This is a genomic window from Gemmatimonadaceae bacterium (assembly GCA_020846935.1).
Lineage (GTDB): Bacteria > Gemmatimonadota > Gemmatimonadetes > Gemmatimonadales > Gemmatimonadaceae > RBC101.
In genome coordinates, this window is record JADLCY010000006.1 from 253957 (window position 1) to 268063 (window position 14107).

Sequence of the window (14107 nt, forward strand, 5' to 3'; positions counted from 1 at the left end):
GTGCGCATCGGGATCCTGGGCGGGACATTCGACCCCCCGCACGTCGGCCACCTGCTCGTGGCATCCGACGCCGTGGAGGCATTGGGGCTCGACCGGCTCGTCTTCATCCCCAACGCCCGACAGCCGCTCAAGGCTGACGTGGTCCAGGCGTCGCCCGCCGACCGGCTCGCGATGACGCACCTGGCCGCGGGCAATGATCCGCGCTTCGAAGTCGATCCGATCGAGGTCGAACGGGGCGGGCTCTCGTACACCGTCGAGACGCTGACGGCGCTGGCGGAGCGGACCCCTGGCGCTGAGCGGTACTTTCTCCTGGGCACCGATGCCGCGAACAGTTTTGCGCAGTGGCGCGAGCCGCAGCGGATTGCCAAGCTGGCCCGCCTCGCGCTGATGCCGCGCGCGGAGGGTGGCGATGACCTCCGGGACGGCGCTAGCGTGATTGCAGCCATCGTCGCCGTCACCGGAACCCACGTCCCGCCGCCGACGATGATCGTCACGCGCCGGGTCGACGTGTCGTCCACTGAAGTGCGCGAGCGGGTCCGAACCGGTCGCGCCATCTCGGGGTTTGTCCCCGAAGCTGTCGCCCGCTTCATCGAGGAACGCGGGCTGTACCGAACGAGGCACGCATGATCAACCAGCTCTTCTCCAAGGTTTTCGGCACCCGTCACGACCGCGAGCGCAAGCGCGTGCAGCCCATCGTCGACGCCGTCAATGCCGAGTACGCCCGACTGCAGTCGGTGCCCGACGATGAGCTTCGCGGCCAGACGGCGAAGTTCCGACAGGTGCTGGCTGAGCGCACGGCCACGCTTGAACGGCGCGTCGAGGAACTCCGGGAGCTGAAGCGGACGACGAAAGACGCCGCGGAGCGTGAGCGATACGACACGGAGCTCAGCGGCGCAGACGGCCGCGGCGGTGTCGAGAAGGAACTGCGCGAGGAGATCGCCGAAGTGCTCGACGAGATCCTGCCCGAGGCATTTGCCACGGCGCGTGAGGCCGCGCGTCGCCTGTGCGGCTCGACGGTGAAGGTGACCGGCCGCGAGCTGACGTGGGAGATGGTTCACTACGACGTGCAGCTCGTCGGCGGTATCCAGCTCCACCTCGGCCGCATCGCCGAAATGGCGACGGGCGAAGGCAAGACCCTCGTCGCCACGCTCCCGATCTACCTGAATGCGATCGCGGGACGCGGCGTGCACCTGGTCACGGTGAACTCGTACCTCGCCCGCCGCGACTCGCAGTGGATGGGACACCTCTACACGTGGCTCGGCCTTACCGTTGGGTGTCTCGACGATACGGAGCCGGGCTCGGCCGAGCGGCGCGCGGCCTACAACTGCGACATCACGTACGGAACCAACAACGAGTTCGGGTTCGATTACCTGCGCGACAACATGGTGATCAGCCCGGAGAACAAGGTGCAGCGCAAGCACTGGTACGCGATCGTCGACGAAGTCGACTCGGTGCTGATCGACGAAGCGCGGACGCCGCTCATCATCTCCGGGCCGGTCGGCAACGAGAACGACGCCGAGTTTGCGCAGCACAACGGCGCGGTGCTGCGACTGTTCCGCAAGCAGACCGAGCTGGCCAACGAACTCGTGGCCGAGGGCGAGGCCGCGCTGGAGCGCGGCGACAACGATGCCGCGGCGCTGGCGCTGTTCCAGGCGCAGATGGGCAGCCCCAAGAACAAGCGCCTGATGAAGGCCCTCAACGAGCAGGGCGTCAAGCAGCTCGTCTACAAGCAGGAGCTGGCGTACCTCGCCGATCGCAAGTTGCCGCCCAGCAAGCAGCAGTTCCGTGAACTCGAGGACTCGCTGCTGTTCGTCCTCGACGAAAAGGGGCACTCGGTGCACCTGACGGAAAGCGGCGTGAGCGAGCTGTCCCCGTCCGATCACGACCAGTTCGAGCTGCCCGACATCTCGACGGCCGTGCACCGCATCGAGCACGACCCGGACATGTCCGGCCAGGAGAAGCTCGAGGCGCGTCGCCAGGTGGAAGCGGACTATGCGATGAAGAGCGAAAAGCTCCACATCATCCACCAGCTCCTGCGCGCGCACGCCCTGTACGAGAAGGACGTGAACTACGTGGTGCAGGAAGGGCAGGTCCTCATTGTGGACGAGTTCACCGGGCGCACCATGCCCGGGCGCCGCTGGTCCGAGGGGTTGCACCAGGCGGTGGAGGCCAAGGAAGGCGTGCAGGTGAAGGGTGAGACCCAGACCATGGCCACCATCACCATCCAGAACTACTTCCGCATGTACGAGAAGCTCGGCGGCATGACCGGCACCGCCGAGACCGAGGAGACCGAGTTCCACCAGATCTACGGACTCGACGTCTCCGTCGTCCCGACCAACCGCGAGGTCATCCGCGATGATCGGCACGACTACGTCTACAAGACGCGGCGCGAGAAGTACAACGCGATCGTCGAGGAAACGCGCCGGCTGCACGAGCTTGGTTATCCGGTGCTCGTGGGCACGGTGACCGTCGACGTGTCCGAGACGCTCTCGCGCATGTTCAAGCGCGCGGGCCTCAATCACAACGTCCTCAACGCCAAGTACCACCAGCGCGAGGCGGAGATCGTGGCCATGGCGGGTCAGCCGGGCGCCATCACCATCGCGACCAACATGGCCGGTCGCGGCACCGACATCAAACTCGGTGAGGGCGTCACCAGCTCGAAGGCCTCACAGGTGAAGAACGTCGACGACCCGAACAAGATGGTCGACGTCACCGAGTGCGGTGGGTTGCACATCATCGGGTCCGAGCGCCACGAATCGCGGCGCATCGACCGGCAGCTGCGCGGCCGCGCGGGTCGACAGGGCGACCCCGGAGCCTCACAGTTCTTCCTGTCGCTCGAAGACGACCTGATGCGCCTCTTCGGGACCGAGCGCATCGCGCGCCTCATGGATCGCATGGGCGCCCAGGAGGGTGAGGTGCTGACGCACCCTCTCATCACGCGGTCGATCGAACAGGCGCAGAAGCGCGTCGAGTTGCAGAACTTCCAGGCCCGCAAACGCCTGCTCGAGTACGATGACGTGATGAACCAGCAGCGCGAGGTGATCTACTCGCTCCGCTCGTTCGCGCTGGAGGGGGGCGAAGAACTGCGCGGTGAGGCAGTGAAGATGGTCGAGAAGGCCATCGAGAAGCGCGTGAAGACGACGCTGGCAGAGTTCGAGGACGCCGCCCAGTGGGATCTCGATCTGCTCAAGCAGAACCTGATGATGCACTACCTCCTCTCGGTGCCCGAGCTGGAGGGCGATGATCGGCCGGCGAGTGAAGACGGGCTGGTCGCGGCGGCGCTCGCGGCCGTCAATACAGCGTTCGTGGCCAAGGAGGAGAGCCTCAACGCGGTCACGGACGAGGATGGGAAGGGCTTTGCCCCCCGATTGCTCTCGCTGGTCATGCTCAACGTCCTCGACGAGAAGTGGAAGGACCACCTCTACGACCTGGATCAGCTGCGCTCGGCCATCCACTACCGCTCGTGGGGCCAAAAGGACCCGCTGATCGAGTACAAGCAGGAAGCGTACACGATGTTCGTGGACCTCATGTCGGACATCCACCATACCTTCACTGAACGTTTCCTGCGGGCGCAGTTGATCTTCAATCCGGCCGAGTTCGCGCGGGGCGGCCCGGCGGCGCAACCCGAGCCCGAAGCGCCGCAGCGGCCGACGAGGCGCTACAACGCGCTTGGCATTCTCGAAGACATCGTGGAAGAGGAGCCCGCCACTCCTGCAGGGTCCAACGGTGAGGCAGCCGCGACGGACGACGCCGCGCCTGACCAGGCAGTCCCGGCGCCGGTGCGGGCGTCCAACCCGACCGTGGTTGGCGCGGGGCGGGCGCGCACGCTCAATGAGATGGCGGGCGGAGCCCGCGCCGGAGGCTCGGCGGACTTCTCCAACGTAGGCCGCAATGACGTGTGCCCGTGTGGGTCCGGCAAGAAGTTCAAGAAGTGCCACGGGGCCGGCGCGTAGTCTTCGCCGGGCGCGAGCTTTCGCTCCCGGCTGCAAGGATCCGGTACGCGCATCGGCTCTGAGCGTCGTTATGCTCCGGCGAGAAACGCCAGGAGACTGCGATGCGCAAGAAGCAGGATGACAAGACGTTAGGTGTCGGTACCTCCCGCCGAATCTCAGGGGTGCGGGAGTTGCCACCCAGCGAACGCCCCCGCGAACGGCTCGAGTCCCACGGGGCGTCGCGGCTGAGTACCATCGAGCTGCTGGCCATCATCCTGGGTGCGGGCTCCCGTCAGCACTCGTCGTTGTCGGTGGCCCAGGCGGCCCTGGTGGCGCGTGGTGGCTCGCTTCGGCGTATCGCGTCGGAGCCGGTGGCGGCGCTTCGCACCACGTCGGGCATCGGACGTGCACGGGCCGTCGCGATCCACGCGGCGCTCGAGCTCGGCAGGCGGATGATCCAGGAGACGCGACAGGAGGGCATCCTGGTGCGTTCTCCACATGACGTGTACCGCGTGTTCGGGACGCGGCTCGAGGATCTTCCGGTCGAGGAGTTTCACGTGGCGGTGCTCGATTCCCAGCATCGGCTCCAGCGAGACATTCTGGTCACCCGGGGTATCCTGAACTCATCGCTGGTGCACCCGCGGGAGGTCTTCCGAGAGGCGATCTCGGAGCGCGCGGCGTCGGTCGTTCTGGTGCACAACCACCCCTCGGGCGACCCGAACCCCAGTCTCGACGATCGGCTGGTGACCGACCAGATGGTCGCGGCCGGTGAGATCGTGGGGATCGAGGTCCGCGATCACATCGTCGTCGGGCGTGGCCGCTACGTTAGTTTCGTGGAATCGGGGCTCATGCCTGGTGACCGCAAGCGCCCCTCGTGAGGTCCGTGATAGCATCGTGACGTCGACGCTGCCTCCCAAACCTTCGCTGAGCTGGTGGCCGCCCGGGGAACCCATCCCGGAGCGGCTGGACACGGACTTGCTGGGCCGTGCCTACGAGTTCAGCGTGCGCGCGCACGCGGGGCAGTTTCGCAAGAACGGAGACCCCTTCGTCACGCACTGCGTCGAGGTCGCCAAGATCCTCGCCGACCTGCAGCTCGACTCGGCGACCGTGGCGAGCGGCCTGATCCACGATGTCATCGAGGACACCGAGGTCACGCGCGAGCAGCTCGAACAGGTCTTCGGAAAGGAGATCGCGCAGATCGTCGATGGTCTGACAAAGATCGGGCACCTGCCGATGAACTCGACCGAGAACCGCCAGGTCGAGAACTATCGCAAGCTGCTCGTCTCGATCGCGAAGGACGCGCGCGTGATCATCATCAAGCTGGCGGACCGCCTGCACAACATGCGGACGCTGGACTGGCTCCCGGAGAACAAGCGAGAGCGGATCGCGCAGGAGACGATGGACCTCTACGCCCCACTCGCCCACCGCTTCGGGATGGCGAAGATGAAGTGGGAGTTGGAGGACCTCGCGTTCAAGTATCTCGAGCCGGATGCGTATCGGACGCTGGCGAAGCTGGTGCAGGCCAAACGCGGGGAGCGCGAGGCGCTGATCAAGGGTCTGCGCGAGCCACTGGAGCGCACGCTGACAGCATCAGGCATCAAGGACGTGGAGGTCACCGGTCGCCCGAAGCATCTGTGGTCGATCCACAAGAAGATGCTCAAGCGCCAGCGACCCTACGAGGAGATCTTCGACCTGCTCGCGATCCGCGTCCTCGTGAACACCGTCCCGGACTGCTACCACGCCCTCGGCGTCATCCACGATGGGTGGACGCCGGTCCAGGAGCGCATCAAGGACTACATCGCGCAGCCAAAGTCCAACGGCTATCAGTCGCTGCACACGACGATTTTTGGGCCGGGGCGTCAGCTCTACGAGGTGCAGATACGCACGCGCGAGATGCACCGCACGGCGGATTTCGGCATTGCCGCGCACTGGCGCTACCACGAGTCGTCCAAGGGCACCGACGAGCTGGACCGACACCTCTCGTGGTTCCGGCAGGTACTCGAACTGCAACTCGACGCCAAGGATCCGGCGGAGTTCCTCGAGTTCCTCAAGCTCGACCTCTATCAGGACGAGATCTTCGTCTTCACGCCGACCGGAGACGTGATCCAGTTGCCGCGGGGCGCGACGCCGATCGACTTCGCGTTTGCGGTGCACACCGAGGTCGGGCTGCACTGCAACGGTGCCAAGGTGAACGGCAAGATCGCCACGCTGTCGCGGGAGCTGAAGAACTCGGAGACGGTGGAGATCCTCACGTCGCCCAACGCCCGGCCGAGTCGGGATTGGCTGGCGCACGTGCGGACGGGGCGCGCGAGGCACAAGATCCGGCAGTGGTTGCGCCAGGAAGAAGAGCAGTCGTCGGCCAAGATCGGGCAGGAGATGCTCGACCGTGAAGTTCGGCGTCGCCGACTTGCCAAGCCCGATGATTCGCGCCTCGAGGCGGCCGCCGAGAGGCTCGGCCTGAACGATGGTCATCACGTGATCGCGTCGCTGGGGCAGGGAGACCTGAACCCCACGCAGGTGCTCAAGGCACTGTATCCGGAGCTGGAGAATCCGGAGCATGCACCGCGCCCCACGGCGATCGAACGCTTCGTCGATCGGATGCGCGGCACGGGAAAGGGCATCCGCATCCAGGGGGCCGATGGCCTCATGGTGCGCTACGCCCAGTGCTGCCAGCCCGTGCCGGGCGACCGAGTCGTCGGATACGTGACGCGTGGTCGTGGCGTGAGCATCCATCGCGGCGACTGCCCCAACCTGCTCATGCTGGTGCACGAACCCGAGCGACGCCTCGAGATCGACTGGCAGGAGCAGCCGGGCGAGCGGTTCATGGTTCGCCTCGCGCTCGAAGGATTCGATCGGCGCGGACTCTACGCGGACGTGGCGGCGGCAGTGAGTTCAACGGGCACGGACATCAAGAGCATGGACCTGACGACCGTCGATGCGCGCGTGACCGGAGCGGCGGTGGTGGAGGTGGAGAACCTCGGCCACCTTCAGAAGATCATGAAGGCGGTGCGGCGGGTGAAGGGCATCCATGACGTGCAGCGCAGGGAGCGGATCGGCGCCGACTGATCCGCTCGCGGGCGATGCCTACACCGCCGGTGCCGGACCGTCGGGAGCTGACCAGACCGAGCCTCCCGATGCGAGCACGGCGGCGACGATGCGCTCGCAGCGCGCACCATCGAAGGCGAAGACGTCGCCCAGGGCCACGTCCATGTCCTGCGCCAGCCATTCACGCAGCTGGCTGCGCGCGCGGAAATGACGCGTGCGCACCGTGGCCTCGGCGATGCCGAGCGACTGCGCGACCTCTTCCACGCTCAACTCCTCGATCGCGCGAAGCACGAAGACCGTGCGGAACGCCTCCGGAAGCTGGTCGATACGCGACTCCATGAGGTGCCGCGCTTGCGCGCGAAGCACCGCGTACTCGGGTCCTCGATGGGGGGCGTCGGTCAGGGCTGCCTGCACGTGTGGCTCGGGTGAGTGCATGGCCGCATCGAGCGGCACCAGGTTGAGGTGCTTTCGACGGAGTCGGCCGAGGGCTTCGTTGGTGACGATGCGGACCAGCCATGTGGCAAGGCGACTTTCGGCCCGGTACGCCCGCAGGCCTCTCCACGCGTGCAGGTAGGCCTCCTGCAGCACGTCCTCGGCCTCGGTGTCGTTTCGCACGATGCTGCGCGCGGTGCGGAACAGCAGCTGGTTGTGCCGACGCATGATGACCTCGAACGCGGCACCCTCACCGTTGACGGCGCGCGCGACCAGGGCCGCCTCGTCGTCGGCGTCCGGGTCATGCGCGATCGTTCGATGTGTCGAAGACGGCATCGGAGCCTCCGTCGGATCCACGCGGATTTCGGAACCTATCACCTCGCCCTCTCCCGGGTGACGGCGCGGCGTGACGCGCCCACGCCGGGAGACGGCTGCTCGATGTCTCATCGGGCGAACTTCTGCGGAAAGGCGGCGACGAGCCCGGCACTGAGCGCATCGGCGAAATGCTGCATGTGCGACTCTGCACCCGCATAGGCCGCGATGCCCTCGGCGTATCGCCCCTGCAGCACCGCGGTGGCGTAGAGGAGCGTCGTGTCGATGTGCTTCTTCAGCATCTCGCGCGCGTCGGCCTGCTTCCAGTTGGGGTTGGCCCGCGCGAGAAAGTCGGCGATGTCCTGCGCGTTGCCATAGGCGGCGGCAATGGCCTTGTCCAACGTCGGCTTGTCGTTGGCCTTCGCCGCCTTCACGACCGCGACGGCGTCGGTGATGTGCTGCTGAAGGAGCTTCGTCAGCGCCCGACCCGCCGCCTCACCATAGAAGGGTGCGATGGCGTTGCCGATGTCCACCTGGTTCTGCATCAGTCGCGCGGCCGTTGCCTCGAGGGCGGGTGAGTCGGTGGCGAGCGCCGTGACCGCGGCATACGTCCATTCCATGTGCTGGGCCCACAGCGACTGCATAGCCGAGTAGAGCGCGCTTGCGCTTGCCGTGCGCGTGGTGGCCATTCGCGCGTCGGCCCCGCGCGTCGGGGTCTGCGCAGCAACGGCGGTCGGGCGGAGAAGCGGAGCCGCGAGCAGCGCGGCCAGAGCGCCAACGAGGGCGCGGCACCGGAGTGAATCACGGCGGAAATCGAGGTGGCGAAACATGGTGACTCCTGGGTTGGGCGCCGATGTTGTCCGGCGCGGGTCGGGATACCTGCCGGCGGCAGTGGCCCCTCACTGCGTTTGATGGCAGGAGGCCGCGCGGCGTTCCCGGTCAGCGCGCGGCACCGGAGGTACCCGAACAAAGACCGGCAGGCTATATTCTCGCCCATGACCGGACGCGCCGAGTTCCGCATTCAGTCGCCTTTCCAGCCCGCCGGCGACCAGCCCCGCGCCATCGCCGAGCTCTCGGCCGGTCTGGAGCGGGGCGACCGGTTTCAGTCCCTGCTCGGCGTGACGGGGTCAGGCAAGACGATGACCATGGCGCACGTCATCGCCAACTACGGCAAACCCACGCTCGTCCTGTCACACAACAAGACGCTCGCCGCGCAGCTCTACGGGGAGCTCAAGAGCTTTTTCCCCACCAACGCGGTCGAGTACTTCATTTCGTACTACGACTACTACCAGCCCGAGGCCTACGTCCCTTCGAGCGACACCTACATCGAAAAGGACGCGTCGATCAACGAGGACATCGACCGGCTGCGGCTGCGCGCGACCTCGTCGCTCATGGAGCGCGACGACGTGGTGATCGTGGCCACGGTGTCAGCCATCTACGGGCTCGGCGATCCGGTGGAGTATCGGAAGCGCATGGTGACGCTGTCGCGCGGGCAGAAGATCACGCGCGACCACATCCTGCGTCAGCTCGTGGGGATCCTGTATTCCCGCAACGACGTGGCGTTCGATCGCGGGACGTTCCGCGTGCGGGGCGACACGGTCGAGATCCTGCCGGCCTACGAGGAGCAGGGGGTTCGCGTCGAGCTGTGGGGTGACGAGATCGAACGCATCTCCAAGATCTCGACGGTCACCGGCGAGACGATTGCCGAACTCGAACGGGCCGCGATCTATCCCGCGAAGCACTTCATCACCTCGCGGCCGTCGCTCGAGCGGGCCGGGACGGCGATTCGCGAAGAACTGCGTGAGCGCCTGACGGTGCTCCGGAACGCCGGCAAGCTCCTCGAGGCACAGCGCCTCGAATCGCGCACCAACTTCGATCTCGAGATGATGATGGAGATCGGGACGTGCGCCGGGATCGAGAACTACTCCCGCCACCTGGCCTCGCGGGCCGAGGGGGAGCGGCCCGCCGTGCTGTTCGACTACTTCCCCGAGGATTTTCTCGTCATCGTGGACGAGTCGCACGTGACGTTGCCTCAGGTGCGCGGGATGTACAACGGCGACCGCGCCCGCAAGGAAACGTTGGTGGAGTACGGCTTTCGGCTGCCGTCGGCGCTCGACAACCGACCGCTGGTGTTCGACGAGTTTCTCGCGATGACCCCGCAGGCGATCTTCGTCTCCGCCACGCCGGCGGACCTCGAACTCCAGCTCTCCCAGGGCGTGGTGGTCGAGCAGGTCATCCGCCCCACGGGGCTGATCGATCCCGAGATCGAGATTCGCCCGGTTCGCGGGCAGGTCGATGACCTGCTCAACGAGATTCGCCTTCGCGAACGGCGCGGTGAGCGGACGCTGGTCACCACGCTGACCAAGCGAATGGCCGAGGACCTGACGGACTACCTCGCCCAGACCGGCGTTCGCGTGCGCTACATGCACTCGGACATCGACGCGATCGAGCGAATGGAGATCGTGCGCGGGCTGCGGCTTGGGGAGTTCGACGTGCTGGTGGGGATCAACCTGCTGCGCGAAGGGCTGGACATGCCGGAGGTCTCGCTCGTCGCGATCCTCGATGCCGACCAGGAGGGGTTCCTGCGCTCGGACCGGTCGCTGATCCAGACCGTCGGTCGTGCCGCGCGGCACGTGAACGGTCGCGCGATTTTCTACGCCGATCGGGTGACCGAGTCGATGCAGCGCTGCATCGACGAGACGACGCGACGTCGGGCCACGCAGCAGGAGTGGAACGCAACGCACGGCATCGTGCCCCAGGGTGTGGTGAAGAGCGTTGACGAGGTTCGCTTTATCACGCGGGTTGCCGATGCGCGCGAGGAGCGCGAGGCCAGGGCGAAGCGCGTCGCGGAGTCGGGGGCGCACTGGGGCGCCGAGGCGTTTGACGAGCGACTGGCCGACCTGGAGGTGCAGATGCGCCGCGCCGCCGAGGACCTCGACTTCGAGCAGGCGGCGCGACTGCGCGATGAGGTGTTCGAACTGCGGGCGTCGCGGGATCGGGCGGCCAATGCACGCAAGCGCGACGCGTTCGCCGACATTCGCGCGAGCCGTTAGGCGCGTGCCCGCTCGCGGCGAACGCCTCGACCTGCACCTGTCCCGCGACGCCCTCGTGCACTGGGGGACCGAGATCGGCGCTGGCCTTGTCCCCGGTGACGTGGTCACGCTGCGCGGCGACCTGGGTTCCGGGAAGACCACGCTGGCGCAGGCGCTCTGCGCCGGGTATGGCGTCGCCGGCGAGGTGACCTCGCCGACCTATGCGCTCGTGCACGAATACAACGCACCGCGCTCGATCGTCCGGCACCTCGACCTCTACCGGCTCACGTCGCCGGACGACCTCACCAACCTTGGCTTCGACGAGATGGTCGGCGACGGGCTGCTGCTCATCGAATGGCCCGAGCGCGCCGGAGCGCGAGTGCCCGCGCCCAGCGTCGCGATCACGCTGTCGCATGTCGCGGGCGAGCCGGATGCGCGCCGGCTCTCGGTGGAACGCTGATGCTGCTCGCGATCGAAGCCAATGCGTCCGGAGGGAGCGTCGCGCTGTTTGACGGCGGGCGCCTGCTGGGTGAGCGCTCGGTCGTCATGAAGGGCGCCACGGAGGAGCGGCTCATGCCCGCTGTCGTGGACCTCGTGACCGCGCATACCCATTGGGGCGAGCTGACGGCGCTCGTGGTGAGCGGTGGCCCGGGGAGCTTCACGTCGCTTCGCATCGCGGCGGCGATTGCCAAAGGCATCGCCACGGCAACCGGGGCTCCGCTGTACGCCGCGCCCTCGCTCGGGCTGCTCGTGGCGCAAGCGTCGGCGCCGCCGTCGGGCCGCTACGCGGCGGTGCTGGACGCCATGCGCGGAGAGGTGTTCCTCGCCCTGGTGGACGTCGGGTCCGGCGGTCGGGTCTCGGCGATCGGGGACGCCGCGCGCGTCAGCGCGTCGGACGTTGCCTCGATTGCGGCGAGCGAGGGCGCAACGCTCGTTGGCGCCATCGAGGGTGCGGTCCACGCATGGGCGCCGCACGCGCGCGGCGCGGGAGTCCTGGTGGCTCAGCGGCTGGTGACGGTGGTGGACCTGGCGTCCTGGGAACCAGACTATGGGCGCCTGGCGGAAGCCCAGGTGAAGTGGGAGGCGGTGCACGGCCGTTCCCTTGCCGGGGGCGGGGGTGCTGGCCCGGCGGGCGCATGAGCGCGGAGTCGGTCGCGCTGACACTGCGGGCCGCCGCGCCTAACGACGTGCCGTCGGTGGTGGCACTGGAGCGGGAGCTCTTCACGGATCCGTGGTCCTGGGCGTCGTTCGCCGATCTGCTGCAACACCCGGCCGCGCGCTTCCTGGTGGCCACGGCCGGCGACTCGCTCGCCGCGTACGCGGTGGTGTACGTGGCCGTGGACGAGGCCGAGCTGGCCAACCTCGCGGTGGCGCCGTCGTGGCAGCGGCGGGGGGTCGGGCGGCGCGTCCTGGACGACCTGCTGGAGACGTTGCGGCACGACGGTGTGGTGGAGGTCTGGCTTGAGGTGCGGACGTCGAACGTCGCCGCGCGCCGGTTGTATGCGGGCGCCGGTTTCAGCGAGGTTGGGCGTCGTCGTCGGTACTACGATCGGCCGGTCGAAGACGCTATCGTAATGCGCCGATCCACGGCACCGCGATGAAAGGACCCAACCGGGAAGGAATTGGTGGCGTCGTCCGGACGCTGCCTGCATACTCTGCGCAGCGAGGCACTCACACTCGCACGGAGGCAACGTGGCCAGAAGCTTGAACAAGGTGCAGTTGATCGGGAACGTCGGCAAAGACCCCGAGGTGCGATCGACCTCGAGCGGCGGTCGTGTCGCGGATTTCTCTCTCGCGACGTCCCGGTCGTGGAACGACGCCGGGAGCGCCGGGGGTCGGCAGGAGAAGACGGAGTGGCACCGCTGCATTGCCTGGAACGGCCGCAACGGCCAGGGCATGGGGCTGGCCGACATCGTCGATCGCTACGTGAAGAAGGGCGACAAGCTCTTCGTCGAGGGCAGCATCGAGTATCGGCAGTGGACGGACAAGGAAGGGCAGACGCGCTACACCACGGAGATTCGGGTGCGCGAGTTGATTCTGCTGTCGCCGCGGGGGGAGGGCGCGGGTGAGTTCGAGGGTGGTGGGCGTCGCGGAGCGCCGGATCGCGGACGTGCGCCGGCGCCGGCCGGCAGCGCCGAGGAGTTCGAGGATTTCCCTCGTGCCCTGGAAGACGCCGAGGACGATCTGCCGTTCTGATGGTCACGTGAGGCGAGGCTCGAGTCCGGGCCTCGCCTCGCTCGCTCCCCTGCGAGAGGGCCGTTAGATTGCGCGCGATTCCTTCGTGCGGGTCTTGTTCGCGGCCGTGGCTGCGCGCCCCGCTACGTCCATCGCCCGAACCGGCCCCTCGCGCATGCCCGTCCGTTACTGTTTTCGCGACCTGTCCACGCGCTTCGGGAGCGTCGCGTGACCCGTCGAGCCCTCATTTCCGGTGGCGCGGGCTTCATCGGCTCTCACGTCGCCGAGCGGTTTCTCGAGGGAGGATACGCGGTCGAGATCATCGACAACCTCTCGTCAGGCAAGCGAGCCAACCTTCCGGCTGCCGCGCAGTTCCACGAACTCGACATCACCTCTGCCGATGCCGCGCGGCTCGTGCGCGAGGGCGGGTTCGATGCCGTCTGTCATCTTGCGGCGCAGATCGACGTGCGCAAGAGCGTGGCCGATCCGGCGTGGGACGCCCAGGTCAACATTGGAGGGTCGCTCAACCTGCTCGAAGCGGTGCGTGCCTCGGGCCGGCAGACGCGGTTCGTCTTCTCGTCCACTGGGGGGGCGATCTACGGCGACTTCGTGCCGCTGCCGACGGTCGAGGACATGCCCAAGGACCCGGAGTCACCCTATGGCATCGCCAAGCTCTCGGTCGAGTACTACATGGGCTACTTCTCGCGTGTGCACGGGATCGATACCGTCGCGTTGCGGTACGCCAACGTGTACGGGCCGCGGCAGGATCCGCACGGGGAGGCCGGCGTCGTGGCGATCTTCTGCAAGCGCGTCCTCAAGGGCGAACCACTGACTGTTTTTGGTGAAGGGACGCAGACGCGGGATTACGTGTATGCGGGTGACGTCGCGCGCGCCAACTTCCTTGCGGCCGAAGCGTCCTTGCCGAAGATGGCGCAGGTCGACACGCGGAGCTTCAACATCGGCACGGGGATCGAGACCACGGTGCTGGAGCTCGCGGAGATCATCAGCGAGGTGGCGGGTCGACCGGCCACGGTGAACAAGGCGCCGGCGCGCCAGGGCGAGCAGCAGCGATCCACGGTCAACACCGCCAGGGCGCAGACCGTGCTCGGTTGGTCACCGCAGGTGGCGCTGCGCGACGGGCTCCGGGCGACGTACGAATACTTCGCGGGACGGTCATAG

12 protein-coding genes are annotated in these 14107 nt (G+C 67.3%); 10 read left to right on the forward strand and 2 right to left on the reverse strand.

The window, feature by feature from the left end:
• From nadD to IT361_08660, 4 genes are all read left to right on the forward strand, one after another.
• Complete coding sequence (nadD, locus tag IT361_08645) at positions 1–627, forward strand: nicotinate (nicotinamide) nucleotide adenylyltransferase (protein MCC6317744.1); 627 nt, start codon at positions 1–3, stop codon at positions 625–627.
• The gene (gene secA, locus IT361_08650) at positions 624–3953 is read left to right on the forward strand and encodes a preprotein translocase subunit SecA (protein ID MCC6317745.1); all 3330 of its coding nucleotides are present in this window, start codon (positions 624–626) and stop codon (positions 3951–3953) included. The genes nadD and secA overlap by 4 nt, the downstream gene beginning before the upstream one ends.
• Before the next feature lie 101 nt (positions 3954–4054).
• Positions 4055–4810: a DNA repair protein RadC gene (gene radC / locus IT361_08655; GenBank protein MCC6317746.1), complete on the forward strand. Its 756-nt coding sequence runs from the start codon at positions 4055–4057 to the stop codon at positions 4808–4810.
• A 16-nt stretch (positions 4811–4826) separates the two neighbouring features.
• Positions 4827–6998 (forward strand): bifunctional (p)ppGpp synthetase/guanosine-3',5'-bis(diphosphate) 3'-pyrophosphohydrolase, encoded by a 2172-nt coding sequence (locus IT361_08660; protein MCC6317747.1) that lies wholly within the window; start codon positions 4827–4829, stop codon positions 6996–6998.
• A gap of 18 nt (positions 6999–7016) precedes the next feature.
• Here IT361_08660 and IT361_08665 read toward each other — a convergent pair whose 3' ends face one another.
• Together IT361_08665 and IT361_08670 are read right to left on the reverse strand one after the other, a co-directional pair.
• Positions 7017–7745, reverse strand: a complete 729-nt coding sequence (locus IT361_08665) for an RNA polymerase sigma factor (protein ID MCC6317748.1) — start codon at positions 7743–7745, stop codon at positions 7017–7019.
• Positions 7746–7852: 107 nt separating this feature from the next.
• Positions 7853–8551, reverse strand: a complete 699-nt coding sequence (locus IT361_08670; GenBank protein MCC6317749.1) for a hypothetical protein — start codon at positions 8549–8551, stop codon at positions 7853–7855.
• A gap of 165 nt (positions 8552–8716) precedes the next feature.
• On the opposite strand from IT361_08670, the gene uvrB reads away from it, so the two are divergent.
• The 6 genes from uvrB to IT361_08700 all read left to right on the forward strand — a co-directional run bounded on the left by uvrB (position 8717) and on the right by IT361_08700 (position 14107).
• Positions 8717–10774 (forward strand): excinuclease ABC subunit UvrB, encoded by a 2058-nt coding sequence (uvrB, locus tag IT361_08675; protein ID MCC6317750.1) that lies wholly within the window; start codon positions 8717–8719, stop codon positions 10772–10774.
• Positions 10728–11213, forward strand: coding sequence for a tRNA (adenosine(37)-N6)-threonylcarbamoyltransferase complex ATPase subunit type 1 TsaE (tsaE, locus tag IT361_08680; GenBank protein MCC6317751.1), 486 nt, complete (start codon positions 10728–10730; stop codon positions 11211–11213). The genes uvrB and tsaE overlap by 47 nt, the downstream gene beginning before the upstream one ends.
• Entirely contained in the window at positions 11213–11893 is a 681-nt protein-coding gene (gene tsaB, locus IT361_08685) for a tRNA (adenosine(37)-N6)-threonylcarbamoyltransferase complex dimerization subunit type 1 TsaB (GenBank protein ID MCC6317752.1), read from the forward strand. The genes tsaE and tsaB overlap by 1 nt, the downstream gene beginning before the upstream one ends.
• Positions 11890–12354, forward strand: coding sequence for a ribosomal protein S18-alanine N-acetyltransferase (gene rimI / locus IT361_08690; protein ID MCC6317753.1), 465 nt, complete (start codon positions 11890–11892; stop codon positions 12352–12354). Before tsaB ends, rimI begins: the two co-directional genes overlap by 4 nt.
• 91 nt (positions 12355–12445) lie before the next feature.
• Positions 12446–12949: a single-stranded DNA-binding protein gene (locus IT361_08695; GenBank protein ID MCC6317754.1), complete on the forward strand. Its 504-nt coding sequence runs from the start codon at positions 12446–12448 to the stop codon at positions 12947–12949.
• 207 nt (positions 12950–13156) lie between these two features.
• A complete protein-coding gene (locus IT361_08700; GenBank protein ID MCC6317755.1) occupies positions 13157–14107 on the forward strand; it encodes a GDP-mannose 4,6-dehydratase in 951 nt (316 codons plus the stop codon).